This is a genomic window from Legionella rowbothamii, from assembly GCF_900639985.1.
Lineage (GTDB): Bacteria > Pseudomonadota > Gammaproteobacteria > Legionellales > Legionellaceae > Legionella > Legionella rowbothamii.
The window spans coordinates 421,497-447,476 of sequence record NZ_CAAAIM010000001.1 but is presented as its reverse complement, the minus strand read 5'-3'; the positions used below and the strand labels follow the sequence as shown (position 1 = coordinate 447,476).

Here is a 25,980-nt window from a genome sequence, read left to right as displayed (position 1 = left end):
CAAGACCGATAAGGGTGATTTTCACAACTTTTCTCCATGTTATCTTACGATTTTTGTATGCCACCTAATTTATCACTAATTATTTTGATAAAGTGCTCGATTCTTATCTTAAGTGGTTGATGAATTTCATGGCCCGCATCACTAAAAAGCCAGTATAGGTATTGTGAGGACATTGCATTATTGGGCATGGTTCTTTCTTTTAAACGGTCCTTGACTTGACTGTATAATAATTCCTGTTGATATGATTCAGAAATAATTTCATTAGTAAGTACTTGTGAGTAAAAACTTTTTATCCAGTCATTTTCGCTTATTTCTTTCAATAGAATACGTACGTTGCGCAGATTTTTAGTTATTTCTTCATTCCAGATCGCGACACTGGCGCATGCGCGTGTAAATTCTTCATGGCTGATATCTTGTACGGCATAGCCAAGCCAATATGCAAACAAGACTAAATTAACGTTAGCCGAATCGGTATCCTGAAAGACATGGCAGGCTTCCTGAATATTGGAATCACCATAAATAGATAATGAAAATTGCCAAAAAGGGTTTTCAGGAGGTACCACAGAAGAGTTATTAAACATGAAATGCTCCTTATTTTTAGGGATTAATGTTCCTTAGGCGCCCTAATTTTTATTAATAGTTCTTGAGCATTGCTCAAACTAACGCGTTTATTGGTGCTAAGCCAATTTTGCAATTCTTTTTTTAATAGTTGGCTTTCCTCGTAAGTCGCTCCTACTGCGAGTACCAGATTATTAATATGTAGTTTCATATGTCCTTGCACAATACCGTTGGTACATAATGCGGTAATCGCGCCTAAATTTTGTATTAAGCCCACAGCAGCAATCACCCGAGATAATTCATTAGCTGAGTTAATTTTCATCATATTTAAGCAGAATTTTGCAGTGGGATGCAAAGAGGTTACTCCCCCAACAGTACCTACAATAATAGGAGCGGTTAATTCGCCAGTTAAAACTCCATCATTGTAACGCCAACGGGTTATTGCTTGGTAGGAGCCATTGCGGCAGGCATAAGCATGCATGCCGGCCTCCACAGCACGCCAATCGTTGCCCGTAGCAATCAATATGGGATCTATCCCATTCATGACTCCTTTATTATGGGTTGCTGCACGATATGCATCTGTTTCTGCAAAAATAGAGGCTTCTTGTAAATTATACCCCAGTTCATCGCCAACCTGTTCTAAAGTAACTATCGCTGTAGTTAGTTTTTGATCATTTAGGTTGGATAAAACGCACATGGTTACTTTTTCATTAGTTAAGCGCTCTATAGGGTCTTTAAGATATTCTAATACCTGATTAATCAAATTTGCTCCCATGGCGTCGCAACTATTAAATAGCAAGTGCACAATCATCATATTGCCTCCATCATCACGTACCCTGTGACGAAGGATTAAATCAATGACCCCCCCACCACGTTTTACCATGCTGGATGCGACATTTTTATTTGCAGAATCAATTAATGATTCACGATGTTGTGCAAAAATTTGAGTGAAAAACGCAACATCGTTTACGTTGGCTAATTGGATTTGTCCTATGATGCATGTACCTTCAACTTTCGTTTCTATTTTACCCTGTTGCCGAACCCATTTGGCTGTTTTAGATAAAGCTGCGATAATGGATGTTTCCTCTACTGCGAGTGGAATCACATAATCTTTGCCATCAATACAAAAATTTGTGGCGACACCTAATGGAAGTTGAAAATAGCCAATGGAGTTTTCAATTAATTTATCGGCTAACTCCAAATCGCGAACACCTCCATTTAATAAGTAGGCCACGTCTTCTGTGGTAAGTACACCTAACTCCTGTAAGCGGGCAAAACGTTGTTCCGAGTTCAATTTGGAGAATCCCTGGAGTAGCTCGGTAACTTTATTTTCTATTGTGGCCATAATTAATTCTCCAAATCTTATAACTCGCGGCTTCCAGTACAAAACATAGTTACCTTGAACTCATGTACTGTTTTATTGCTCATTGGTACTACTCACATAGAGATACTATGAAGTAGCTTGTACATCATGATGGCGGTGTTTGCTAGTTCCACACCTTTATGCCCATATTTACCACCAAGTCGATCCCAGGCTTGTTCTTCGTTTTCCGTGGTTAATAAGCCAAAAATAACAGGTATGTCACACCTGCATGCAACCGTGGCTCACAACATCACATACCAAATCGTAATGACTCGTGTCACCGCGAATAACCGAACCTAATGTAATAATTGATTGGGCTTTTCTTTGAATTGCCAAGCGTTTAGCTATTAAAGGAATTTCAACGGCACCTGGTACTTCAAAAACTATAATATCTTTTTTGTTGAAACCACGTTTTAATAGTTGCGAGATAACTCCATCTTGAAGCTCGTTTGTGATGTCCCTATTAAACATACTGACAACTAATGCAACAGGAAATGAGTCTACGGGGGAGGCATCTGATGTCATAGCCATATTTTGCATGATTCTCTCACTTAGCATTTTAAAATGCTTTGATGACAATTATTTGTCTGCGTTAATTTGTTGGGACAAATGGTGCATGGTAATTGCATAATCTACGCAATTTACACCTTTATGACCGAATTTTCCGCCTAATGCATCCCATGCTTGAGAGGTATGCTCTGTAGTTAATACGCCAAAAATTACTGGTATGTTGAATTCCTTGGAAACATCAAAACAATCACGGCTTACCTGTGGTCCGACCCAGGTATAATGATTTGTTTCTCCATGAACAATAGAGCCAAGAGCAATAATGGCTTCATAGCGTTTTGTAGCCGCTAACACACGTGCGAAATAGGGGATTTCAATGGCGCCAGGTACTTCAACCACACAAATGTCCTCATCTTTGAAGCCGCGCTTTTTTAAGTGCTCAATGGCACCATCTTGTAAGGGTTGAGTAATATCACGATTAAATAAACTAACTATTACAGCAATTGGAAAGGATTTTACTACTCCAGTCATCTCCGTATTTTTATAGACTTTCATTTTCTTTTCCTTGATAAGGTATTATGTAAGACATAACTTTGCTCTTAGGGCTAATCCTATTTTTAAAGTAAATGTCCTAACCTCTCTTTTTTAGTTGTTAGATAAAAAAGGTTTTCTTCAGTTGGCTTTATAATCACAGGAACACGTTCACTCACTTCCATACCGTATTTTTCTAATGCAATTATTTTTAAAGGGTTGTTTGTCATGAGACGAATACTATTTATCCCGTGTAGACGAAGGATTTGATAGGCGATGGCATAGTCACGGTTGTCGACAGGTAAACCAAGCTGAAGGTTGGCTTCTACAGTATCAACTCCTTTATCCTGAAGCGCATAGGCTTTAAGTTTATTAACTAGGCCTATTCCACGTCCTTCTTGGCGTAGATAAATGAGAATTCCACCTTCCTCATCAAGTTTTCCCATTGAATATTCAAGTTGTGTACCACAATCACACCGACAGGAACCTAAAACATCACCTGTAATACATTCTGAATGGATGCGGACTAAAGTTGGCTTACTAGGATCACGTTCTTTTTTATAAAGTTCGAAATGCTCCATTTTATCTAAATGATTTGTAAATACATTAATGGAAAAACCATTATATCCATGTAAAGGCATGTGAACCGTTGCTTGAGATTCAACGAGCTTTTCATGGCGAATTCGGTAATTAATTAAGGCTTTTATAGTAACCATAACCAAGTCATGCTTTTGTGCAAACTCAACAAGAGTATCCCGCCGACTCATTGTTCCATCAGGGTTCATAATTTCACAAATCACAGAAGCTGGAGTTAATCCTGCTAATTTTGCAAAATCAACACTTCCCTCAGTATGACCTATACGTTCCAGAACGCCTCGATCTTTTGCACGTAATGGGAATATATGTCCTGGAGAAATCAGATCTGCTGCGGTGCTCTCTGGGGCGATTGCCACTTGGATTGTACGTGCTCGATCATAGGCTGAAATACCTGTGGTTACTCCCGTTGTTGCTTCGATTGAGATCGTAAATGCAGTACCAAAAGGTGAGCCATTGCGATCAACCATCATTGGCAAATTAAATTTATCGATGATTGAACCATCCATTGCCAGGCAAATTAATCCTCGTCCATAAGTTGCCATAAAATTAACCATTTCTGGTGTCGCGAATTCCGCTGCGATGCATAAATCACCTTCATTTTCCCGATCTTCATCGTCCATTAAAATAATCATTTTTCCAGCTTTATATGCGGCGATTGCTTTTTCAACTGATGCAAATGTATCGGCCATTTTATTCTTCCTCATCCTAAGTATTAATAATAAAAATAGAGAAACTCTTATGATTTATGGTCATGGTTTTACATTGATCCAATATTGATAAATATCACCTCCAATCCATTCGTAGCATGATGTTGTTACCCATCATTTGCCAAGTAACGGATTTAGATCCTTGAAAGTAATTATTGGTGTAATTAGAAAGGGCATTAACACCAAGTATTTTTGGTGCAATGTAGATGTAGGTTCTATCAATTAAGTTGGCTTCATGTAATTGTGAAAAAATACGAGCACCTGCTTCAACCCATACATCATGATAACCCATTGTACCTAATTGGGTTATTACATCCTCTAACTTCAATCCATGTTCATTTGATGCGACAACGTGGTAGGTTACGTTCTCACGGTCAATAATTTGTTTAGGAGCATTACTACAAAAAATATGTATTTTCTTTGCGCTGGTAAAAATACGCGCATCCGCGTTTAATGAATAATACGTATCGATAATGGCAATGATTTTTGCATGAGTCTCCTGATCAACACGTGCATTTAATAAGGGATTATCATTATTCACCGTCCTTGCTGAAGTTAAGATGACGTCGGCTCTCTTACGTTGATCGTGTGTAAATTCATCACAGCGTTCATTGGATATTTTGGATGGTTTTCCCTTTGGCTCAGCAATTTTTCCATCTAGAGTCTGGGCTATTTTAGCAGTAACAAATGGTTTTCCAGTACGCCGCCAATATGTGTAACTTTCATAAAACTCATCTACTTGGTTTAACTGAATGAACGTACTTTTAATACCATGCTGCTCTAAGATGATGGGGGTATCATTGTTTCTGACTATAGGATTTGGATCCTTATAAGCATAAAAAACTTCTCGTATCCCATGATTGATGATTGCATCAACACAGGGAGGTGTTCTACCCCAATGGTTGCAGGGTTCTAAGCTTACATAGAGTGTTACATTATCAGTATTTTTAGGGAATTGTTTAAATACGAGCACTTCAGCATGAGCCGTTCCAGCTCCTTTATGATAATCTCGCGCTATAATTTTATTATTTCTTACTGCAATTGCACCAACACTTGGATTTGGGGAGCAAAAACCTCTACCTTTAATTGCCTCCCCTAACGCATATAACAGATATTGCTCATGTATCATTTTTATCTTCTTTGTTTAGCGTTTATCTTTTATACTAGAAGATCTTTTTTAACTGTGTGAAAAAAAAGAATTATTTTTTTATGAGTAATCACAGGCCACAACGTTTAATTAAGTATTTTCCCTTTTTCTATGTGATCTATACGGTGGCAACGTATCTTTCTATAGATGCTTATTTGCCTGCAATGCCCACTATTGCGAATCAATTTGGTGTGTCGCAAGAAAAAATACAGTTAAGCTTAACTTTGTTTTTTTTGGGTAATTTAATATCACAGCCGATCGTGGGGGTGCTTTCCGATCGTTATGGAAGACGCTCGCTCTTATTGTTTGGAGGTGTACTTTTTATTGCATCCTCTCTAATGGTTGTAATTCCCTGGTTTAATATATTGTTGTTAGCACGTTTTTTACAGGGGGTTGCTCTAACATCAATGCTGGTTACAGGTTTTAGCACGATTCATAGCTTCTATCAGCAGGAGGAGGCAATTAAAAGAATCGCGTGGTTAGGAAGTGTGACCATTTTATCTCCCGCTTTAGGTCCATTATTAGGCGCTTTAATTATGAAATTGGCAAATTGGGAATTCATCTTTATTTTTCTTGCTGTGATGACTTTTTTTGCTTTGATAGGACTGTTTTATTGCATGCCTGAAACAAATAATCATCAAGAGTATAGGTCATTTGAAAAAGCCTCTGAGGAATATTGGAGCACATTGACTGATTGGGATTTTCTCAAACCTATGGTTGCTGGGGGAGCATTATTTGCAGTAATGATAGCATGGAATGTATGTGGTTCATTTTTTATTATTAAGACCTTAAACTACAGTGTTTTTACATTTGGTTTTATTCAAGCATTGGTGCTAATAGGGTTTATTATTGGTAGCCAATTATTGGAAAAGCTACTAAGCAAGTATTCACTTAAAGGACTATCTACTTTAAGTGTAACGATTGTAGGCATTTTTAGTTTGATTAGTGTTTTTTTTATTCGCTTTTCTTCCAATGAATTATTAAATCTTATTGTTCTTCTTTTCCCAATTCATTTAGGGCTGGGAATAGGGTATTCTGTTTTTAACCGTTTATGTATTGAATGCAATGATAAACCCATGGGTATTAAAATCTCCTTATCAGGATTAGGGATGAATGTAAGCGCGTTATTAAGTAGCATTCTCGCTACCTCTTTTTTTAGTGAGCAAATAACCTCCTTTTCTGTTTATATTCTTGGTCTTGCGGCACTTGCGGTATTCTTTGGGTTTTATACCTTGCCTATAGAACCCACCGAGGGGTTCGATCAGGCTAAATAAAACTCTAGGGCATTATCAAACTTATCTTGAGCAAATAATATAAACTCACAAAGCTCACGTACCGCACCTTCTCCCCCTTTTTTTTGGGTCATTAAATGAGCGCGGTCAATCACTTGGGATGCGGCATTGGGAACAGCTACTCCTAAGCCTACTTGTTTAATGATGCAAAGATCAGTTAGGTCATCGCCAATATAAGCTATCTCTTCATCGTGGAACTTAAATTCTTCTTTAATTCGTTGATAAGCGCCTCTTTTAGTAGTTTGTCCAGTAAAATAGGTATCAATCCCAATCTGCTTCATACGTTGGTGTATTACATTATTTTCAGAGCTGGTAATTACTGCTAATTTAATACCGGCGGCCATCAGCATTTCTAGACCTGTGCCATCCTGTGCATAAAAAACACGCATATCATTACCGTTATTATCTATAAATATTTCTCCTTTAGTTAATACTCCATCAATATCACAAATGAGACATTTGATTTTTTTTGCTCGTGTAATTAAATCGGAATTTGCTTTACTATTCATCATACGTCCCTTTTAGTTGCTTAATGCCACTCTTTAGTATAGGAGTAAGCTATTTTCTTTTTCTTGGTAAAAATAAAAATCTTTTAAGGATTCTTTATAATTTTTTTTTTGTGAAAGCAATTGATTTTACAAAAAACTTGCTATTCTTAGGTTGTTGCCCTGTAATTTAATTTAGAAGGATAGCTATGGAAAAGAAGTCGCGCATTGTTGTGGGGATTAGTGGTGCCTCAGGTATCATTTATGGAATAAGACTCTTAGAGATATTAAAAAAACTTCCTGTTGAAACCCATTTAATTGTGAGTAAATCGGCTCAATTGACGCGAGAATATGAAACTAATTTAACGGTTTCTGAGTTAAAGGAGCTGGCTGATGTATATCATCCATGGAATGATATTGGTGCCAATATTGCCAGTGGTTCCTTTAAAACTTTAGGCATGATCGTTGCTCCTTGTTCGATGAAAACACTTGCAGAAATTGCTCACGGAATTAGTACCAACTTAATCGGGCGAGCTGCAGACGTTATTTTAAAAGACAGAAGGAAATTGGTTTTGATGACCCGAGAATCTCCTTTACATTTAGGACACTTACAAAATATGGTTTCAGTAACACAACAAGGAGCCATTGTTTGTCCTGTAATGCCAGCATTTTATAACAAACCTGAGACAGTTGATGACATTATTAATCATAGTGTAGGAAGAGCCCTCGATTTATTTGATCTGGATGCAGGTATCGTAAGACGTTGGGAATAAAATGAATACAGCTGAGAGACGCGAATGAAGTCTTTATATAATCAGCATAAGGATGTAATCCATAATATAAAAGCACATCATGCTGCTCATATGCTCGACGAGCCGTTTAGTTTTATGGGAGAAGTTAAGCATGGCAATAAACTGGGGCGCCTGTGGGGTACTCCTACAGCGAATCTGGAGGCAGATTATTTATATCCTATGTTAAGGGGGATATATTGCGTTATGGTCCGAAGAAAAAACAGTAGTTATTACTTGGGTGTTGCAAGCATTGGTGATCGACCTACCATAAAAAATTGCACTAAAAATGTACTTGAGGTGCATATATTTAATTTTTGTGGCGACTTGTATGGTGAGGTTTTGGAAGTGACTTTTCTAAGTAAATTACGGGATGAAATTTAGTTTTCATCAATTGATGCATTAAAAAAACAAATTATGAGCGATATTACTCATGCAAAGTTTACATTTCCTGATATGGTAAGCGCATTCTCTGTTCAACAAATGATGCATAAACATAAACAAATGACTTGGAAAACTAGAAAAACTAATTAGACTATCCATATTTAAAAATACCGAGGATGTCATGTTTACTGGAATAATTGAAAAAAAAGGGCTGGTGCTTAACAATCTCCGTAAGGAGAATGATAACCGCCTTATCATTGCCCCTGTTTTTGAGCAATTACAAGTAGGGGAAAGTATTGCTGTCAACGGAGTTTGTTTAACTCTATTACCTACAGACAATAACGAATTACATTTTGATGTCTCTCCAGAAACATTAAATGTGACTACCTTGGCAAATTTAACTGCAGGTCACTTTGTGAATTTAGAGCGAGCGATGCTGGCCTCCACTCGTTTTGGTGGACATTATGTCAGTGGGCATGTGGATGCAATCGCAACAGTTCGAGTGGTTAATCAACTTGAGGAGTATCTGGAAGTCGAATTAGCTGGCTTTCAGGAGGCTGCCATGGCGTACTTGCTTCCCAAAGGCAGTATTACGGTTGAGGGGGTTAGTTTAACTATCAATTCAGTTGGGGATCGAAGTATCAAATTAATGTTAGTCCCACATACTTCGGCAAATACCACATTGTCTGCATTAAAGCCTGGACAACAGGTTAATATAGAGTTTGATTATTTGACGCGTATTGTTGCGCATCAGCTTCGCGTTTCAGGTCAATTAGCATAACTTTCCTCGAATCGTCATAGCGAACTCAGCATCTTTGGGGTACTGAATTTCTTTACAATTAAGAATCAAATGAAGCAACTCAGTGGTGCGTGCTTCTAACCTCAATCACGGATTTAGCGATGAAGAGGAGCTGCCTTCAGTGTGGCTTCCTCTGGTTGAGCACTAAAGAGTAAGTTTCTATTTGTTCAGTTTATCAATTAGCTTACACATAATTCAATTTTTAATCAAAAGGCTTGGTGCTTAATCTCTGGGCTCTGATGTAAGCCACTGCAAGAATAAAATAATCGTTTTGCTTGTTCGAGCAAAATTTTAAAAATTTACCAAGTCAAGACTGTTTTTTATTTTTTTCTTTGATAAGATACACGGGTCGTAGCTTGTTACCCGTGAAAAAATCCTGTGGATATCTCTATCTAAGTTTAGCTCCTCTAATTCCTAAGCTTTTCAATTTCATGTATCAATCCCCTTATTTTATAAGGATCTTAGGGTATTTATCTTATTTTCCGTATTAGATTAGTTATCCACAAAAACTGTGGATAACTCTGTGTATAGGGTGTAAATGTTCTTGTATTATCAGTCAAACTGATGCCTGCTTTAGAACTTATCAATGTGTGTTTTTTGATGAGGCAAATTCTCTCTGTGGGGAAGGGAGGGGGACTGCTATTTAGTTAATGATGATTTTTGTAGGTTTGGACCCATGCCACAATATGGAGTTCTTGTGTTGCTTGATGTCTTGTAGGTTGGGCCATGGGCCCAACCTACAAGACATAAGTACTCTTATGGTCTCATTCCAATAGGTTGTTCCTGTTCTAGTTCATGGTTTTGTTCTTGTACGGGCTCAGCATCTAGCTTCTTCATTGATTTTACGTCTTGCTGAATAAAAAATCGATTTTGATAAGTGTTGGGGCTTGGTTGTAAAACTAGATTATTATATTTTTTAATTAAAAGTTTTTTCGCGATTGCCTCTGTTGCTAAATTTCTAGAGGACAATGTATTCTCAGGTGAGAGTTGATGCCATAGGCTGTAAAAGCTATCGGCGGCATTAGGTGCGGCGCAGAAAAAAAGATTTAGGCTACGAAGAAGTGCTCTGTTCACTTGAATAGTCACCTGTGGACTTTCTTGTGGTAGTTCCAATAGCATTCCGATGACTTGCATATTAATTTCAAACTCTTTATTTGATTGCTCCTCTGCATAAAAGCGATCAGCGATATTTAAAATTAGCCTATTTATGTTTCGGATTTCTTGTCGCAGGGTTTTAATAGCTTCTCGATTACTAAGTAATAAGGTTACTAGCTGTACTAGGTTAGGCTTCAAGATGTGGGTTACTTCAGGATTGAAATGATGGAAGATACAAAGATCCATGAATGTTTGCATATCTGCGTTGATTGATGTTTGTAGAAGGTAATGTAACAGTTTTTTATGGGTATATTCACTATTAGGTTCTATGCTTGAAAAATAATGCAGAATAATGGATTCGAGCCATTGCTGATTTTTAGGGAGCTGCTTTTGTTTTTTATTTAGCAGGTCAAAGAGTTCAATCGCGGATGCCTGCATATTTATCTGTGGGTTTGTAACCATAATGCTAATTTGCTTTTGAGCCCACACCTCCTCAATTCGATAAATTAGCGCGGACTCAGGAAAAAGTGTTTCAATTTCAAGTTGAATTTGTTCTTTTTGTTTAAGAACGTTATTAAAATTGTCAAAGGTACCTTTTTGCTCCGAGTCAGGTATGTTCTCTGGTAAACGTTTGATTAAGTCGATAGCCTCTTGAGCAAGGTTATAAATTTTTTGGTTTCGGTTCAATAAATGTTCAATTTCCGTAAGATTTTTCTGACTAATAAAGTTTCTTTTAAGATATAAGGAACTTAATGTACTGTTTTGTCCAAGCATCATTATTATACTCGGGACGCAGGCGTCACTAATTTTATTATTACTTAAATCAAGAAAAGTAAGGGAGGTATTAACCTCTAAAGCTGCAAACAATGCTAAAGCGCCATGATCATCAATCTCAGCACGTTCAATGTTGAGTGAACTTAATTGCGAATTAACTACTAATCCTTTGGCAATTGCTTTGGCTCCCTCACCGCTAAGGTCATTTTTTTTAAGGGTAAGGGATATTAATGCCTCATTTTTTTCTATTAATTCACCTACATATGCTGCTCCCACTGCGGTAATCTGATTGCTACCCAAATTTAGTGAGGACAGTTTTTCATGATCCTCCAAAGCTTTGGCTAATATTCCAAGATTTTCATCGCCAATCTGATGGTCCCATAGATCAATCTGAAGCAGGGAGCTGTTGTTAACTAAAGCGGAAGCTAAACTCTGAGCTCTATCATCATTTATGAGCCAATCTGGTTCAAAATGCTTAAAAGAAGGGTCATTATTGGCTATTTTTTGCAAGTCACTTGAAAAACTGGTCATGTTTCTTCCATTTTAAAGGTTATATGTAATAACTCAGAGGGGATAAAAAATACATAATTAAGAGCTCCCTCTCTATATTCAAGACAATGTGTTTTATAATGAATTTAAAAAAAGCGTATATTCTGTTTCATAGCCAATACAATTGGGCAAATTCGCTACCGAGTTGATGTGATAGGCAAGAGTTGTTTCCAAGCTAGTTGTTTGTGGGGGGCTATGATGAACATGGCAATAGTTAATTCCAAAATTTTTAGCTCCATGGCCATCGCTAATTATTGAGTCACCGACCATTAGAATTGAGTTTTTGTGGTAGCTGTGAATGGGTTGATTATGCGTATAAGAAAGGTTCTGTAATGCAATGTCGAAAATTTCCTTATTAGGCTTAGCGAAGCCAACGTCATCAGAAATCACAAAACAGTCAAACCAATTTTCGAGGGAAAATTTTTCTTTTTTCCTGAGTTGAGATGCAGCAAATCCATTGGTAATAATACCTAAAATGTGACCTTTTTGATGCAGGAATTCAATGGTTTTTCTAACATTAGGAATCCACTCAATATGGTCAATCAGATAATGCTCATAAGCATCAGCAACTTCATGTGAGGAGGTTGTGCATTCGATGGCTTCATTTAATTGTTTAAAACGTAAAAACCGCACCTCATTTGGCATCAGCCCATTTTCTTGGGCACCAACGCGTGACCAAAGTTCATTATTCAATTTTTTAAAGTGTTGTTCGAAGAGAGGGTAAGGGGTTGTTGGATAAAACTGGCCATGAATTTTACGTATACCGATTTGTTCTGCAGCCGCAAAATCAATTAAGGTATCATCTAAATCAAACAAAATAATTTGATACAACATCCTACTCCTCATAATAATCGTTTTATAAATAGTAGGTTGGGCCCATGGCCCAACAAGAATGCATTAAGCCCATATCTGAACTCAATGTTGACCATGTACCTAACATTGCCCACTTAATGGCTATCTGGAGCTACTTTTAGAACCACAAATGCAAATACCAATCTAAAAGCTCTTGTCCCCAAAATAATGTGGCTAATCCTGAAATGCATAAAAAAGGGCCAAATGCGATTGTAGTATCTCTTGATTTATCGTTCAAGTATAAATATAAGAGCCCAATTATTGTGCCAGCAATTGACGAAAACAGGAGAATCAAGGGTAATAATTTCCAGCCAAACCAGGCACCAAAAGCAGCAAACAATTTAAAATCCCCATTTCCCATGCCAATTTTACCTGTAGCTAAATAAAATAGTTTAATAAGAAACCACAACAGAAGGTATGCGCCAGCAGCACTAAGAACTGCATCAGGCAGGGAGGTAAATAAATTTTGCGTATTCGCAATTAAACCTAACCACAATAAGCTTAAAGTTAAACTGTCTGGCAGCAATTGATAATCTAAGTCAATAAAAAAAAGGCAAATTAAAAGCCAGATGGCGCTCAGTGCAAAAACTAACTGCCACGTAAAGTCAAAATGCCAGCACGCAAAAAGGGACAACAGCATAGTGCCTACTTCAATTAATGGATAGCGAGGTGAAATAGAGGTTTTACAGTAATAGCAACGACCCCGTAGTATTAAAAAACTTAGGATGGGGATATTTTGCCAAGCCTTAATCATGGTATTGCATGAGGGGCAAAATGAACGAGGCAAAAACAAATTTAGCGTGGTTCTTTCTTCATCTTCAATGCTCATTAATTCATTGTATTCATGCAGCCATTCGTTTTTGAGCATAAGGGGTAAACGATAAATGACCACATTAAGCAAACTCCCTATTGCTAGTGAAAGTAAGGCCACGGCCACATAAAGGAACCAGGGGTGGTAAGTGATGAGTTCATGCATCATTTTATTTTTCCTTCTAAATTACCGAGCCCAATTTAAACAAGGGCATATACATTGCTACAATCAGCCCTCCGACGAGAACTCCAATGATGGACATGATAATCGGTTCTAATAAACGGCTTAGTGCGTCCACTGAATTATCTACATCTTCTTCATAAAAGTCTGCAATTTTACTTAACATTTTTTCCAAGGCTCCAGACTCTTCACCAATCGCGATCATTTGCATGACCATATTGGGGAATAAGCGAGTATTTTCCATGGCTTTGTTTATAGGTATGCCAGTAAAAACTTCATTTTTTATATATTCTATTGCTTTAAAATACATCATATTTCCTGTTGCACCGGCAGCTGATTTAAGGCCATCAACTAAGGGCAAACCGGCGGCAAAAGTAATGGATAAGGTTCTTGAAAACCGCGCAATAACGGTCTTTTCTATAATTAAACCAATAATTGGTATTTTTAATAGCAGCTTATCAATAGCTAATGCGAAAGATGCTGAATGTTTTTGTGCATAAATAAATGCATAAATACTTAAGGCCGAAGAAGCAACAATACAATACCAGCAGGACTGAATATATTGGGAGATATTAACCACAGCTAGCGTTAGGGTGGGTAACTCGGCGCCAAATGATTGAAATAAGATTTCAAATTGTGGCACAACAAACATAAGTAAGCCTACAGTGACAATAACCGCAACGCTGATAATTGCTATTGGATAACTTATTGCCTTTTTTATTTTCTTTTTTATGGATTCAATTCGTTCTTTATAAATGGCAATCTTGTTGAGCATAATATCTAGTGTGCCTGATTGCTCGCCTGCTTTAACTAAATTACAGAATAAACTACTAAAATACTGGGGATGTTTTATTAATGCTTCAGAAAGTGTTAATCCCGCTCCAATATCATGCTTAATCTCATTAATTAACTCCTGAAGATGTAGCTTTATTTGTCCTTTAGCGATAATATCAAGCGCATGTATTAACGGTATTCCTGATTCAACCATGGTTGCGAGTTGGCGACTGAATAATGCAATGTCTTCTGAAGTAAGCTTTTTATTTAATTGATTAAAAATCATTAGATTTCTATTCGGGACTACTTTATTAATAATGATACCTTGTTTGCGTAGGTCAATTTTAGCGAGCGTTAAATTCCGTGCTTGAATGACCCCAGATATTTTTTGCCCTAATGCATTTTTACCTGTATAACGAAACCTTAGCAGGCTGCTGGTATTTTTTTTAATCTGAATCATAATTTACTCAACGGTTACCCGATTGACCTCCTCTAAGGTAGTTATTCCTTGCTGTACTTTTTCAATACCTGATTGATAAATGCTGGTCATACCTTCTTTTTGGGCTGCTTTTATAAGATCCAATGAATTAGCGCCGGCCATAATGAGTTCGGTTAAGGTATGTGTCATTGGTAATACTTCGAATAATCCAATCCTGCCTCGATATCCATCCGTACATTGAGAACAGCCTGCAGCTTTATAAAGCTGGTCTGTTTCATTAAGGCCCCAAGCTAATAAATTGGATTTATTAAGATCAGTTCGTGGAGTTTTACATTGCTCGCAAAGTTTTCGTGCTAAACGTTGCGCAATAATAAGAGTTATTGAACTCACAATATTAAAGCTTGGAATACCTATATTGCTTAAACGTGTTAAGGACTCTACAGCACTGTTTGTATGCAATGTTGATAACACTAGATGTCCAGTTTGCGCTGCCTTAATTGCAATTTCGGCGGTTTCTAAATCACGAATTTCCCCAACCATAATAATATCGGGGTCTTGTCGCAAAAAAGAACGTAAAACTTTGGAGAAGCTGAGCCCAACTTTGGGATTGATATTAACTTGGTTAATGCCAGTGATTTTAATTTCAACAGGATCCTCCGCGGTGGATATATTAACTTTATTTGTGTTAAGCAGATTTAGGGCCGCATACAGGCTTACAGTTTTCCCACTCCCTGTGGGGCCTGTCACCAAAATCATTCCTTGAGGACGTTTTATTGCTCGCATAAAATATTCGTGTTGTTTGGGGTTAAATCCTAAAGCCTCAATGTGTAGTTTTGCTGTATCCGGATCTAATATTCTGATAACTACTTTTTCACCGTTTGTGGTAGGACAGGTGCTTACACGAAAATCAATAGGGTGTTTAGTAGGCTGATTTATTTTAAAACTACCATCTTGGGGTATACGGCGTTCGGAAATGTCTAATTTTGCCATCACTTTAATCCGTGATGTAATTCGTGTAGACAGATTGACTGGCGGGCTTGCTACTTCATGCAAAATGCCATCATGTCGATAGCGAATGCGATATTCTTTTTCAAAGGGCTCAAAATGGATGTCAGAAGCTCCTTGCTGAATGGCTTTAAATAGGATTTGATTAACAAATTTTACAATAGGGGCATCATCGCTATCTATTGGATTGATAGTAAACTCATACTGATCATCATGCTGAATCGGTGTATCGTATGTAGACAATTCCTGATGATGTTTAAGACTTAATAAATGAGCGAATAAAGCAGTCAATTTATTCGCTTCTACTGCAATCGCATGGGTATTCAAACCAGTATGAAATTGAATTTCTTTTAAGCCATTATGATTGCTGGGATCTTCGGCTGCTAGATACAAATGGGTTCCACGGCAGAATAGAGGGGCCATGGCATGACGGAGCATCAGCTTTTCATCCACCAATGATAAAGGCAGGGTGCTGATCTCGATACTGTCTAGATCCAGCAGGGGAACCCCAAAGCTTTTCGCTGAGGCTTGTGCAATATTTGTAGCCGATAAGATATCATTTTTAATGAGGTATTGGGCGAGCGACATTTTTTCTGTAGAGGCTTGTTTATAATAGATTGCGGTTTTTGCTTTGCCTAAAAATTGTTCCAAGGCAAATTGTTGTCCGGCTACATTAAATTCCATTAATTTATTCCTAACCATTTTTCTATATAAAAAGGTAAAATGGATTGTTTGCGGGTGAAACTCGTTGTATTGTAGTTTAATTCAGGATTAACCTTTTTAAAAGGCATTACTTTGTTGATTAAACAGCAAAAAAAATACTATCGGGCATTGAATAAATGGTTTCAATCACCTCTGGGTCTTTTTGCTGCGCATGAGTTTTCTATTAATTTGGAAGCAACTGGCCTGGATATTTATGGGAACACCCTAATCCAGCTGGGGAGTTGTGGCGAGAATCCATGGCTAAAAAAATTGGATTTTGAACATAAATGGATTGTTTCCCCTTTTGCATTATCTCATCAAGTTCACATTGAAAGTGAGTTAAATCATTTGCCATTAAATGCGAATAGTATTGACTGTATTGTTGCTCCTTTAAGCTTAGAACCGTTTAATATGGGCTCCAGTTTAATCGATGAGATTGATCGGGTGCTAAAACCGATGGGGCATGTTATTTTGCTTTGCATTAACCCTTGGAGCTTGTGGGGTGGCGCCATAAAGTGTGGTTTATTGAATTGCTATAGTGATCACAATATAAAAATGCGTACTCCCTTAAATTTAAATCGCATGTTCATTCAACGAGGTTATAGACAGGTTTCATTAAACAATTTTTGCTATATACCTCCTGTAAATAGTGCCACATTGATTAAAAAATTAACTTTTCTAGATGAAATTGGCAAGATGCTCTGGCCTTATCCCTCAGGCTTTTATTGTTATATTGCGCAAAAGTATCAAGTAATACATCCTTCATTAACGCTAAGGTCCCTAGCACAGCCAATTAATGACTTTCAATCACCGCTGCAACCGGTTACTTTGACCTCTACGAAGTGAAAAGTAGCAGATGGGTGGATTATCTATACCCAAAACACACGTATTTTTGTATAATTCCTCTAGCGTTCAGAACAGGCTCATTTTATGAAGAAGAAAACTTTATTCAGAATTACTTTCGCTAATCAAGAGGCAATTTATGAAATATATGCACGATCTATTAAAGAGAGTGAGTTATTTGGCTTTCTAGAAGTGGAAGAGCTGGTATTTGGCGAACAGACTACATTAGTAGTCGATCCTTCTGAAGAGCGTTTAAAGTTGGAATTTAATGGTGTAAAGCGTACCTTTATTCCCATGCCATCGGTTTATCGCATTGATGAAGTAGAAAAGCAAGGAATAGCTAAAGTTAAGGATAATCCTGCCTACGGTAGTACTGTCAGTCCATTTCCTGGGAAAGGAAAAAACAAAGAGTAATATATAACCCCTATCTTTACCGAGAGACACATAAATGACTATTCCTAGTAAAATTAAAGAAGTATATGAAAAATCTACTTGCTTGTTTACGACTAATGAAGTTGAAGCAGCTTTAGATCGAATGGCGATTAACATCCATAAGGAATTGGAGGATGAGAACCCTGTATTGTTATGTGTTATGGTTGGTGGACTAGTTCTTTTAGGCAACTTGCTCCCTCGGTTGGATTTTCCTTTAGAAGTAGATTATGTTCATGCAACCCGTTATCGGGGCGCAACTGTTGGTGGTGATATTCAGTGGAAAGTTAAACCATCTCTTAATTTGGCCGGAAGAACTGTTTTAGTGGTTGATGATATTCTTGATGGGGGCATCACCCTTGCTGCCATTATTAATGAAATTAATCAATTAGGCGCTAAGAAAGTTTACAGCGCTGTACTGGTTGATAAATACCGTAAGCGTGTTGAAAATGGTTTGCAAGCAGCGGATTTTGTTGGATTACAAATAGAAGATCATTTCATCTTTGGCTATGGAATGGATTATAATGAGTATTTACGCAATGCGCCGGGTATTTTCGTTGTTCATCCGGATCACGAATAAGCAGTGTAGGTTGGGCTTATGGCCCAACCTCCCAGTCTTTATAAGATATTCACTTCATTCACTATATCATCGAACAATCCTGACGAATCGTCTTGCTCTAGAGAGTTAGGTTCATCCTTAGGTTTTTTTTTGACCCGAGAAGAGGTCTCATCTGCAAAGAAGTCCCAAATAATTCGTTGGGGATCGAGAATAAGGCGCGGTTTTGGAGAAGGTAATGTTACGTTAGCCTTCTCTAACTCCTTTTTTGCCATGTTTTTCACATCTTCAGTAGATGCTTGTTCATAAATATGAGACAAGCAATCTAACATTAATTTTTGGCGTTTCGGTTCTACCTTAATCCAGGTACTAAATTTTTCAGTGATATTCGCGGCTAAGCTTGGGTTAAGTTGTTCCAATTTCAAAATAGTTGAGGCAACTAATTCATAACCCGCACCGGAGACATCATGGAAGCCATATGGATTTTTGATAAATACACCTAATAATGCATATACTTTATTTGGGTTTGTAATATCAAAGGCTTCATGTTTCAAGAGAGCAGCTACTCGACTTACCACGGTGGTTGAATGAGACGCTGCTTGTAAATTAAACCAATAGTTAATAGCATCAATATCGTGCTTCCAGTAAGTATAGAAATGATCTAATAACTTATTCACTTGGCTGCAATTGATATTAACTAATAAGCTTAATGCCGAAACAGTTTCGGTCATATTTTTACCTAAAGCTTCATTAAACTGATTAATTAATGCTTGTTGTGATGTTTCAGGAGCAACTGTCAGCAAATAAGAATAGCACACTGATTTAAGACGACGATTACCTGCTGCATTAATATCAAAAAGGTTTGAGGTGTCTGCTTTAGCTGGGGCATTGAGTTCGTCAATCATTCCTTGTAAATCAGATTTTAAGGTCATTCCAAGCTCTTTTTGTATCAACCGGCGTGCTTCGGCAATTTTTTCAAAATTAGCATTAGGTAAACTGGCAATCAATGCCTCTTCTGAGGGCAGTGCCAACAACTCAGCTAAAACCCAAGTTTTTTGTTGGTTATTAAGCACCAAGTTCATGTACGCAACAATGAAATCGGAGTTAAATTCTAGTTCCTTGCCCGCACAATAATCACGGACCATATTGGTAATAAGCATTTTTGCAGCTTTACACTTGTTATAAATATCCCCATCATATTGCATTAACAAAAGTAGTTGCGCATTACTGTAGTCATATTCCAAGTGTATTGGTGCCGAAAATCCGCGTAGTAATGAGGGTGTTGGGCGTTTATGAATATTGGGATATTCAAACTCCATTTCCGGTTTATCAAGCATGAGCACATCTTCTTGAGAAATCGGGGAGCCATCTTTGCTGAATAGCATGAGATTCACAGGAATTGGACGGTCTTTGCCATCATGAGTGACGCATTTTATTTTATAAGTTTTTGTTTCTGGATTGTATTCATCTGTTACCATAACCTTGGGGGTGCCGGTAGTGGAGAACCAGTTTAAAAATGGACTTAATTCAATACCAGATTGACTACTTAAGGAATCAATAATGTTTTCGAGGGTGATCGCTTTACCTTTGTTTTCTTTCAAAAAGACAGACAAGCATTTATTAAATGTTTTTTCGCCCATGGCATTCATGATCATGCGGAAAATTTCTGCTCCTTTTTCGTAGGCTGCGGTGGTATATAAACTTCGTACTTCAGTATATGACTCAGGTCTTGGGGCGCGCTCATCAAGGTTTTTTCCATCAAACATGCGGTCTAAATCCACCCCTAAACAATGCTCTAAGAATAAAGAGGCTCTTAGGGTGGTTAGTCCCTCTTTATACGACAGGTTAAACCAGTCGCGAATGGTCACTAAATTACCGGTCCACGTATGGAAATATTCATGTGCTACTACGTCAAGAACGCGGATGAAATCAGTATCTGTTCTACTTGCTTGAGTAGCTAACAAATTAGCAGTATTAAATAAAATTAAACCCGTTGTTTCAGATGCGCCAGAGGCATATTTATTAACTCCCGCAATTTTAACTAGCTCTGGGAGGTACTCCAGATTAAAGCGATCTTCGTCATATTTCATCGCGCCTTTTAGTACATCTTTAGCGAAGTCGCATTTTTCAATCTCATTTTTGGGGAGATAAAATTCAATCGGTATTTCTCGGCCTTGTTTCGTTTTATATGTGGTGGTAGAACATGTTAAATCACCTGCGACCATGGCAAAAAGATAACTGGGTTTGGGAATGGGATCATTCCAGGTAACTGAATGGACTTCATTATCATAGGTGCGTTGCCCTGTAAGAGTTCCATTAGAGAGCAGGGTTGGATATTGATTTTTATCTGCGATGATGGTGGTAACATACTCCACTAAATTATCGGGTCTGTCGATGCAGGGAAATACACGTCGTAATCCTTCGGTTTCTGCTTTCACTAAGACGGTGCCCTCTGTTTTATATAAACCAAATAAGTCCGTGTTTTGGCCTAACTCAGAAATGGCCTCAATATAAAAAGGGCCGCCTTGAGGCACGTTTTTAATGGTTAATACGTTGTCCTTTAACTCGTACTCGTCAGGCTGCAGTTTTTTTCCACTTAAGGTGATACTGATTAACTTCATATTTTCACAGTTCAGATTAAGGTCAGTGACCTCCGATGAAGAGTTTGGATTTCGTTCAACCACAAGCAATGCTTTTGTTTGCACAGGCTCTTGAGTCAGATCGAACGTAAGAGAAACGCTGGGGGTAATAAAATCCAAAACTTTATAGTCACTCAGCTTGGGCATAACAACTCCTTTTTAGTTACATTTAATCCCGGTGTCACAATATAAGATCAATCTATTTATTGCAACTGTTTCAAATGGTTTTAAATCTAAGAATACGAAGGGAGGACTTGGGAACTTACCAGGATAATTATGTGTGTTTATGTTACAATATGAGTATAATTTGAAATTACTGGGGCCCCAAAATATGCGCGTTAGTAGAAGTAAAATTTCTCTGCCCAATAATCTTAAATCACTGATGCAACAAGATGGTGATAATCCGATTCAAATGATTGATAGAGATGATGTAGAAAAAAACCAAAAACAAATTCAATCATATATTGATTCATCCCGTACACATCTGATGGATTTGAAAAAAGAACTCTATAAGATTCTCGATGCTGGATACGCTACGGCAGAATTGTATCAAGTAAGCCCTGATTCCACTGCAGATTACAGTAAGAAGCCTTCGGATTTTTTAGAGAAGGCTTATACAATTCAAGAATATGATGATGAGGGCGTTGGGATTGAGAACCGAGATCAACCTTATATTAAAGCAGGTACTGATTTCACTCGTTATTGTAATACTAATGAACGCACACTGAACGGAGATCAGTTGTTATTAAATGATGCCGGTAAAATGATTGGGGCTATTAATTCGGCTTTAAGCCAATTGAATAAAATTGAAGCATCGCTGGTTAAAGCAAAAGCAGATGCAGACGAGTATGAAATTGTGGGTGGGGCTTTCCCTGTATTAGAGGGATGTATTGATACGGTTATGGATAATGCTAAAGAGTCAAAACTTATCAAGGAAGCGCCTAGCGAAAGTAAAGGATTTATAGCAAACATCCTTTCAGAATTAACAAATACTCTTTCGAATATCCGTGACTTTTTCGCAAATTTAGGTAAATCTGAAGAACAGAAAAATAAAGAGAAGTTTTCTGATTTTAAACAGCAATATCAATCTGAAATCTCAGAGCGTAAAGAAGATGTGACCAATACCGAAGAGTATAGCGGCCCAGGCAACTCAATGTAAGTAATTTATCTGATGCAATAGTGTCAATAAGTAGTGGATTGTATATTTAGGTTTGCAAAACATTTTTGAGTGTTTCATTTAGCTTAAAACGAAACGCTTTTTCTTTGTCGTTGTGTATGCCACGGCAACAATTTTTTCACTCCAATTCGAACTTGCACTGAGTATAGTTGATAATTTTGATGGTCTATACTTGATTAAAGGGCGTGATGTTCCTGTGTAATGGAGTGATTGACATGGCTATAGCAAAAAAATCATTAAGCAGTGACCAACTAGAGCAACAAAGGGTCGATGCCTTGAATGCCTTGCAAATCATGGATACCCATAGTGAAGAGGGGTATGATCGCTTAGTGCGTTTAGCTGTTGATTTATTGAAAGCGCCCATTTGTTACATTGCTTTTCTAGATGAAAAAAGACAGTGGTTTAAATCATTGCATGGCTTAAAGGAGAAAGAAACCCCAAGAGAAATTGCTTTTTGCAATGAGACAATAAAAAAAAATGAACCTTTAATTATTCAAGATTTAACCTTGGATCAGCGATTTGTAAACAACCCTTTTGTACGAAAGGCACCTTTCATTAGGTTTTATGCTGGTGTGCCTCTTACTTCTCCTGATGGTTATAATGTAGGAACTTTTTGTTTGGCTGATACCATTCCTAAAGAACTTAAGCCGGAACAACTGGATTTGTTGATAAACCTGGCTAATATCGCCAAAGATGAACTTTCTTTACGTTATTCAAATCATGTATTGCATAAAATTAGAAAACAATTAGAGATACGTAATGATTTAATTCGTAAAACCTTCAGCTTTTATATGTCTGATGATGTGGTAAACAGCATTTTGGCTTCTCCAACTCAACATAAATTGGGGGGGGACGAAACTAAAATTACCATTCTATTTAGTGATTTAAGAAATTTTACTCCTTTATCAGAAAAAGTCCCTGCTGAGCAGCTCGTTTCGCTTTTAAATGCGTATTTTACTCGAATGGTCCGGGTGATCGAGAAACATAATGGCACTGTTAATGCCTTTATTGGCGATTCGATTATGGTCTTATTTGGTGCACCATACACGACCGATAATGATTCGTTGCGGGCCGTGAATTGTGCATTGGATATGCAAAAAGAGCTTAAAAAATTTAATCGAGAAAATGCCCAAAAAAACTTACCCCAATTAGATATGGGAATTGGTATTAACACAGGAAATGCTATAGTAGGTAACATTGGTTCAAAAAGACGAATGCAATACAGTGCCATAGGTTCTTCAGTTAATTTATCTTCTCGCATCCAGGGATTAAGCTTGGGGGGACAAATTTTAATTTCTGAGGCTACCTATTCTGAGGTTGGCCAAAATATAGAAACAAATGGGCATTTGCGTGTTAAAGTCAAAGGGATTCAAGACCCGATTACGATTTATGATGTGGCAAAGGTTAAGAGACAAGCCTAGTTGCTCGCAACTAATGACACTTACTAAAATGCTATTAGTTACGAACTACTAGCTACATTACATTTTAATGCTTTTTCGCAAACACTGAGCGCAAGTGGGCATTAATGGTTTCGATGGCATTACGACAGGCAGGAGTATCTGCTAAATCATTGAGCATCAAAAAGTCATGAATCGTACCATGATGACGAATTCCAGTTACAGGAACTCCTGCTGCATTGAGCTTATGTTCATAGGCTTCCCCTTCATCGCGTAAGACATCACACTCACCATTAATAACTAAAGCGGGAGGTAAGCCTTTTAATTGCTCAACAGTTGCTTGTAAGGGAGAGGCTGTTATTTCTTTTCTTCGTTCTTTATCGGGTAAATAATTGTCCCAGAACCACTGCATTGCTTTTTTAGTAAGCCATGGGCCTTCAGCAAATTCAGTATACGAACCGTTTTCAAAATTGGCATCAGTTACAGGATAAATGAGCACTTGATAGTCAATTCTTGGGCCCCCACGCTGTTTGGCCAACAAAGTCATTGCGATGGCCATGTTTCCACCGACGCTATCACCGGCAACGGTTAATCGGGATGTATCCAGATTTAATTCTTTCCCATGTTCAGCCACGTAGTTCATTGCAGTATAGCCTTGCTCTATTTGAGTAGGATATTGGGCTTCAGGAGCTAAGCTGTATTGCACAAATACAACTGCCGCGTGGGTGCCTACAGACAATTCACGTACAAGTCGGCCGTGTGTCTGATAATCACCGAAAACCCAGCCCGCACCATGATAAAACATAATCACTGGCAAAGGCTCTTTGGCTCCTTTAGGGCGAACAATACGAATATGGAGCTCACCTTTTGCGCCTTGTTTAATCACGTGGTCATCAATGTCAACTTCGGGTTTATCCGTTGATAATGCCTGTAATTTATCAAATATAGCTCTACCTTCCTCTACAGGAAGATCATAAAGTGGCTTCCCACCGGTTTGTTTAATTTTTTCTATAAAAGCCCAAGTTTTGGGTTCGATGCGTTTACTTAAATCCATTTTTCACACCTCGTAGTTAATAGTTAACATTACAATGCGAAACAAAAGCATCCACAATAGAAGATTATAGAACATATTGGTTTGTTTGCTGGTTTAATTTTGTTAGTGAGGTATAAATAAGCTGTCCATGTGGGAACATTTTGTAATCTAGCGGTGTTATCTGGGCTGTTAAGACCAGCATTGGGATCTGGCCCTAAGAATGTTTGCTGGGCTTAACAGCCCAGCCTACGCTTTGCGCTACAATATTCCACAAGAGCGCTTACATACGACTAGATTAGCGACGAATATACTGTCTTAATTTTAATGGAGTTGGAAATTCATCTTGAATTGCTACAGCATAAACATCGGGAACGCCCGTGTCATAGTTACAAACACCATTATCGATAAGAACGCCAGGGGCTGTCATGCTGTTTAAGATGTCGTTTGCATTTTCTACTGCTTCTTCTTCAGAATCAGCCTCAACAGGCGCCATCACAAAACCCCAGTTTTCATCGGTGCCAAAATCACTGATTTGATAAGCGGCATAAACACCATAAACTTGCATTGACATTGAAAAACCTTCAGCTTGAATCGCACTTAGATCAGGGCATACTTCTGAGCTAGCAAAAGTAGTTCCAGCAAGAATTAAGGCGCTGGTAAAGGCAGCTAATTTTGCTTTAAACATATATATTACTCCTGTATTGTTAAAAAAATCATTTTCTGGATAAAGCAACATCTGGTTAAAGTACGTTAATTTACTGCCACGTATGTGGTGGAAAAATCCCTGGAACCCGCTGCTTATCTGCGGGACGTAGGCTGGGGAGAGTTAACATACTCTATGTTTAGCCATTAAATTGCTAGTGTTAAATGTACAGTAACTGTATTTATAGTCAACAAACTTTTTTTAATTCAACGTTTTAATGGCCTTCTTCATTAATCACATGGGATACAGCAGTTTGACTGAGTATTTTGTTCGTAAATGCAATTGCAAGTGCGGAAACAATAAGGGTTAAATGAATAACTACTTGCCACATAATGCCATAATTATCTAATTTGGTTGGATCAATAAATGTTCGTAAAAGATGAATAGAGGAAATTCCTATTAATGCAAGAGCCAATTTAACTTTCATACCTCCGGCATCTAAATGCCCTAGCCACTCAGGTTGGTCAGGGTGGGAGTCTAGCCGTAAGGGAGAAATGAAGGTTTCATAACCTCCTAAGATAACCATTATGAGCAGATTGGCAATCATCACTACGTCAATCAAGTCCAACACACCTAGCATAATAAGGGTATCATCGGCTTTATTGATGTGAATCATAAGCTCGGTTAACTCGCATAAAAAACGATAAACATAAGCAGCCAGAATGCAAAGAAGCCCTAAATATAAGGGTAATTGAATCCATCTGCCCATAAATATAAAGCGACTCATGATTTTTCTGATGGAATTCATTGCTGTACCTCTATTTTTAATTTAGGGCAGCATCATACTGTGTTTTATTGAGTTTGTTAATGGTTTGATAAGAGTCCGTTGCCCGTATTAGGGGAGGGCGCAATACGGGCGATGGT

24 protein-coding genes and 1 pseudogene are annotated in these 25,980 nt (G+C 37.8%); 9 read left to right on the top strand and 16 right to left on the bottom strand.

Annotated features, from left to right (window positions below):
- Positions 1 to 44 precede the first annotated feature (44 nt).
- The 6 genes and pseudogenes from E1P08_RS01870 to ribD form a co-directional block, all read right to left on the bottom strand.
- Positions 45 to 581, bottom strand: a complete 537-nt coding sequence (locus E1P08_RS01870) for a TIGR02444 family protein (RefSeq protein WP_133135318.1) — start codon at positions 579 to 581, stop codon at positions 45 to 47.
- 23 nt (positions 582 to 604) lie between these two features.
- A complete protein-coding gene (locus E1P08_RS01865; RefSeq protein WP_133135317.1) occupies positions 605 to 1,903 on the bottom strand; it encodes a hydroxymethylglutaryl-CoA reductase, degradative in 1,299 nt (432 codons plus the stop codon).
- A 92-nt stretch (positions 1,904 to 1,995) separates the two neighbouring features.
- Positions 1,996 to 2,392 (bottom strand): annotated as a pseudogene (gene ribH, locus E1P08_RS01860) (6,7-dimethyl-8-ribityllumazine synthase).
- A 108-nt stretch (positions 2,393 to 2,500) separates the two neighbouring features.
- Positions 2,501 to 2,983, bottom strand: coding sequence for a 6,7-dimethyl-8-ribityllumazine synthase (gene ribH / locus E1P08_RS01855; protein WP_133135316.1), 483 nt, complete (start codon positions 2,981 to 2,983; stop codon positions 2,501 to 2,503).
- Between the two features lie 62 nt (positions 2,984 to 3,045).
- Positions 3,046 to 4,245, bottom strand: coding sequence for a 3,4-dihydroxy-2-butanone-4-phosphate synthase (ribB, locus tag E1P08_RS01850; protein ID WP_133135315.1), 1,200 nt, complete (start codon positions 4,243 to 4,245; stop codon positions 3,046 to 3,048).
- 94 nt (positions 4,246 to 4,339) lie between these two features.
- Entirely contained in the window at positions 4,340 to 5,392 is a 1,053-nt protein-coding gene (gene ribD, locus E1P08_RS01845; protein ID WP_242602342.1) for a bifunctional diaminohydroxyphosphoribosylaminopyrimidine deaminase/5-amino-6-(5-phosphoribosylamino)uracil reductase RibD, read from the bottom strand.
- A gap of 80 nt (positions 5,393 to 5,472) precedes the next feature.
- Between ribD and E1P08_RS01840 the strand changes: the two genes are divergently transcribed.
- On the top strand, positions 5,473 to 6,684 hold the full coding sequence (locus E1P08_RS01840; protein WP_133135314.1) for an MFS transporter: 1,212 nt from the start codon (positions 5,473 to 5,475) through the stop codon (positions 6,682 to 6,684).
- On the opposite strand, the gene E1P08_RS01835 is transcribed toward E1P08_RS01840, so the two are convergent.
- Positions 6,672 to 7,214, bottom strand: a complete 543-nt coding sequence (locus E1P08_RS01835; RefSeq protein ID WP_242602341.1) for a KdsC family phosphatase — start codon at positions 7,212 to 7,214, stop codon at positions 6,672 to 6,674. The two genes, E1P08_RS01840 and E1P08_RS01835, sit on opposite strands and share 13 nt — an antisense overlap.
- Positions 7,215 to 7,396: 182 nt before the next feature.
- Here E1P08_RS01835 and E1P08_RS01830 point away from each other — a divergent pair, with 182 nt between their 5' ends.
- From E1P08_RS01830 to E1P08_RS01820, 3 genes are all read left to right on the top strand, one after another.
- A complete protein-coding gene (locus tag E1P08_RS01830; protein WP_133135313.1) occupies positions 7,397 to 7,960 on the top strand; it encodes a UbiX family flavin prenyltransferase in 564 nt (187 codons plus the stop codon).
- A 24-nt stretch (positions 7,961 to 7,984) separates the two neighbouring features.
- Complete coding sequence (locus E1P08_RS01825) at positions 7,985 to 8,359, top strand: riboflavin kinase (RefSeq protein ID WP_133135312.1); 375 nt, start codon at positions 7,985 to 7,987, stop codon at positions 8,357 to 8,359.
- A 181-nt stretch (positions 8,360 to 8,540) separates the two neighbouring features.
- Positions 8,541 to 9,140 (top strand): riboflavin synthase, encoded by a 600-nt coding sequence (locus tag E1P08_RS01820; RefSeq protein ID WP_133135311.1) that lies wholly within the window; start codon positions 8,541 to 8,543, stop codon positions 9,138 to 9,140.
- Between the two features lie 774 nt (positions 9,141 to 9,914).
- Here E1P08_RS01820 and E1P08_RS01815 read toward each other — a convergent pair.
- The 5 genes from E1P08_RS01815 to pilB all read right to left on the bottom strand — a co-directional run bounded on the left by E1P08_RS01815 (position 9,915) and on the right by pilB (position 16,321).
- Positions 9,915 to 11,558 (bottom strand): leucine-rich repeat domain-containing protein, encoded by a 1,644-nt coding sequence (locus E1P08_RS01815; protein WP_133135310.1) that lies wholly within the window; start codon positions 11,556 to 11,558, stop codon positions 9,915 to 9,917.
- Between the two features lie 93 nt (positions 11,559 to 11,651).
- The gene (locus E1P08_RS01810) at positions 11,652 to 12,410 is read right to left on the bottom strand and encodes an HAD family hydrolase (RefSeq protein WP_133135309.1); all 759 of its coding nucleotides are present in this window, start codon (positions 12,408 to 12,410) and stop codon (positions 11,652 to 11,654) included.
- A gap of 136 nt (positions 12,411 to 12,546) precedes the next feature.
- Positions 12,547 to 13,407, bottom strand: a complete 861-nt coding sequence (locus tag E1P08_RS01805; RefSeq protein WP_133135308.1) for a prepilin peptidase — start codon at positions 13,405 to 13,407, stop codon at positions 12,547 to 12,549.
- A 13-nt stretch (positions 13,408 to 13,420) separates the two neighbouring features.
- Positions 13,421 to 14,644 carry a type II secretion system F family protein gene (locus E1P08_RS01800; protein ID WP_133135977.1) on the bottom strand — a complete coding sequence of 408 codons (1,224 nt, stop codon included), beginning with the start codon at positions 14,642 to 14,644 and terminating at the stop codon, positions 13,421 to 13,423.
- A gap of 12 nt (positions 14,645 to 14,656) precedes the next feature.
- Positions 14,657 to 16,321: a type IV-A pilus assembly ATPase PilB gene (pilB, locus tag E1P08_RS01795; RefSeq protein WP_242602340.1), complete on the bottom strand. Its 1,665-nt coding sequence runs from the start codon at positions 16,319 to 16,321 to the stop codon at positions 14,657 to 14,659.
- A 111-nt stretch (positions 16,322 to 16,432) separates the two neighbouring features.
- Between pilB and E1P08_RS01790 the strand changes: the two genes are divergently transcribed.
- From E1P08_RS01790 to E1P08_RS01780, 3 genes are all read left to right on the top strand, one after another.
- Positions 16,433 to 17,185 carry a methyltransferase domain-containing protein gene (locus E1P08_RS01790; protein WP_133135306.1) on the top strand — a complete coding sequence of 251 codons (753 nt, stop codon included), beginning with the start codon at positions 16,433 to 16,435 and terminating at the stop codon, positions 17,183 to 17,185.
- An 84-nt stretch (positions 17,186 to 17,269) separates the two neighbouring features.
- On the top strand, positions 17,270 to 17,596 hold the full coding sequence (locus tag E1P08_RS01785; protein WP_133135305.1) for a DUF1820 family protein: 327 nt from the start codon (positions 17,270 to 17,272) through the stop codon (positions 17,594 to 17,596).
- A gap of 34 nt (positions 17,597 to 17,630) precedes the next feature.
- The gene (locus tag E1P08_RS01780) at positions 17,631 to 18,191 is read left to right on the top strand and encodes a hypoxanthine-guanine phosphoribosyltransferase (RefSeq protein WP_133135304.1); all 561 of its coding nucleotides are present in this window, start codon (positions 17,631 to 17,633) and stop codon (positions 18,189 to 18,191) included.
- A gap of 38 nt (positions 18,192 to 18,229) precedes the next feature.
- On the opposite strand, the gene pepN is transcribed toward E1P08_RS01780, so the two are convergent.
- Positions 18,230 to 20,953 carry an aminopeptidase N gene (gene pepN / locus E1P08_RS01775; protein ID WP_133135303.1) on the bottom strand — a complete coding sequence of 908 codons (2,724 nt, stop codon included), beginning with the start codon at positions 20,951 to 20,953 and terminating at the stop codon, positions 18,230 to 18,232.
- Positions 20,954 to 21,137: 184 nt separating this feature from the next.
- On the opposite strand from pepN, the gene E1P08_RS01770 reads away from it, so the two are divergent.
- Both E1P08_RS01770 and E1P08_RS01765 read left to right on the top strand, forming a co-directional pair.
- The gene (locus tag E1P08_RS01770) at positions 21,138 to 21,965 is read left to right on the top strand and encodes a hypothetical protein (protein WP_133135302.1); all 828 of its coding nucleotides are present in this window, start codon (positions 21,138 to 21,140) and stop codon (positions 21,963 to 21,965) included.
- A 233-nt stretch (positions 21,966 to 22,198) separates the two neighbouring features.
- Complete coding sequence (locus tag E1P08_RS01765; RefSeq protein ID WP_133135301.1) at positions 22,199 to 23,404, top strand: adenylate/guanylate cyclase domain-containing protein; 1,206 nt, start codon at positions 22,199 to 22,201, stop codon at positions 23,402 to 23,404.
- Between the two features lie 64 nt (positions 23,405 to 23,468).
- On the opposite strand, the gene E1P08_RS01760 is transcribed toward E1P08_RS01765, so the two are convergent.
- The 3 genes from E1P08_RS01760 to E1P08_RS01750 form a co-directional block, all read right to left on the bottom strand.
- The gene (locus tag E1P08_RS01760; protein WP_133135300.1) at positions 23,469 to 24,434 is read right to left on the bottom strand and encodes an alpha/beta hydrolase; all 966 of its coding nucleotides are present in this window, start codon (positions 24,432 to 24,434) and stop codon (positions 23,469 to 23,471) included.
- Positions 24,435 to 24,708: 274 nt separating this feature from the next.
- Positions 24,709 to 25,098 carry a DUF4949 domain-containing protein gene (locus tag E1P08_RS01755; protein WP_165485060.1) on the bottom strand — a complete coding sequence of 130 codons (390 nt, stop codon included), beginning with the start codon at positions 25,096 to 25,098 and terminating at the stop codon, positions 24,709 to 24,711.
- A gap of 232 nt (positions 25,099 to 25,330) precedes the next feature.
- A complete protein-coding gene (locus E1P08_RS01750) occupies positions 25,331 to 25,864 on the bottom strand; it encodes a TIGR00645 family protein (RefSeq protein WP_133135298.1) in 534 nt (177 codons plus the stop codon).
- Between the last annotated feature and the right edge of the window lie 116 nt (positions 25,865 to 25,980).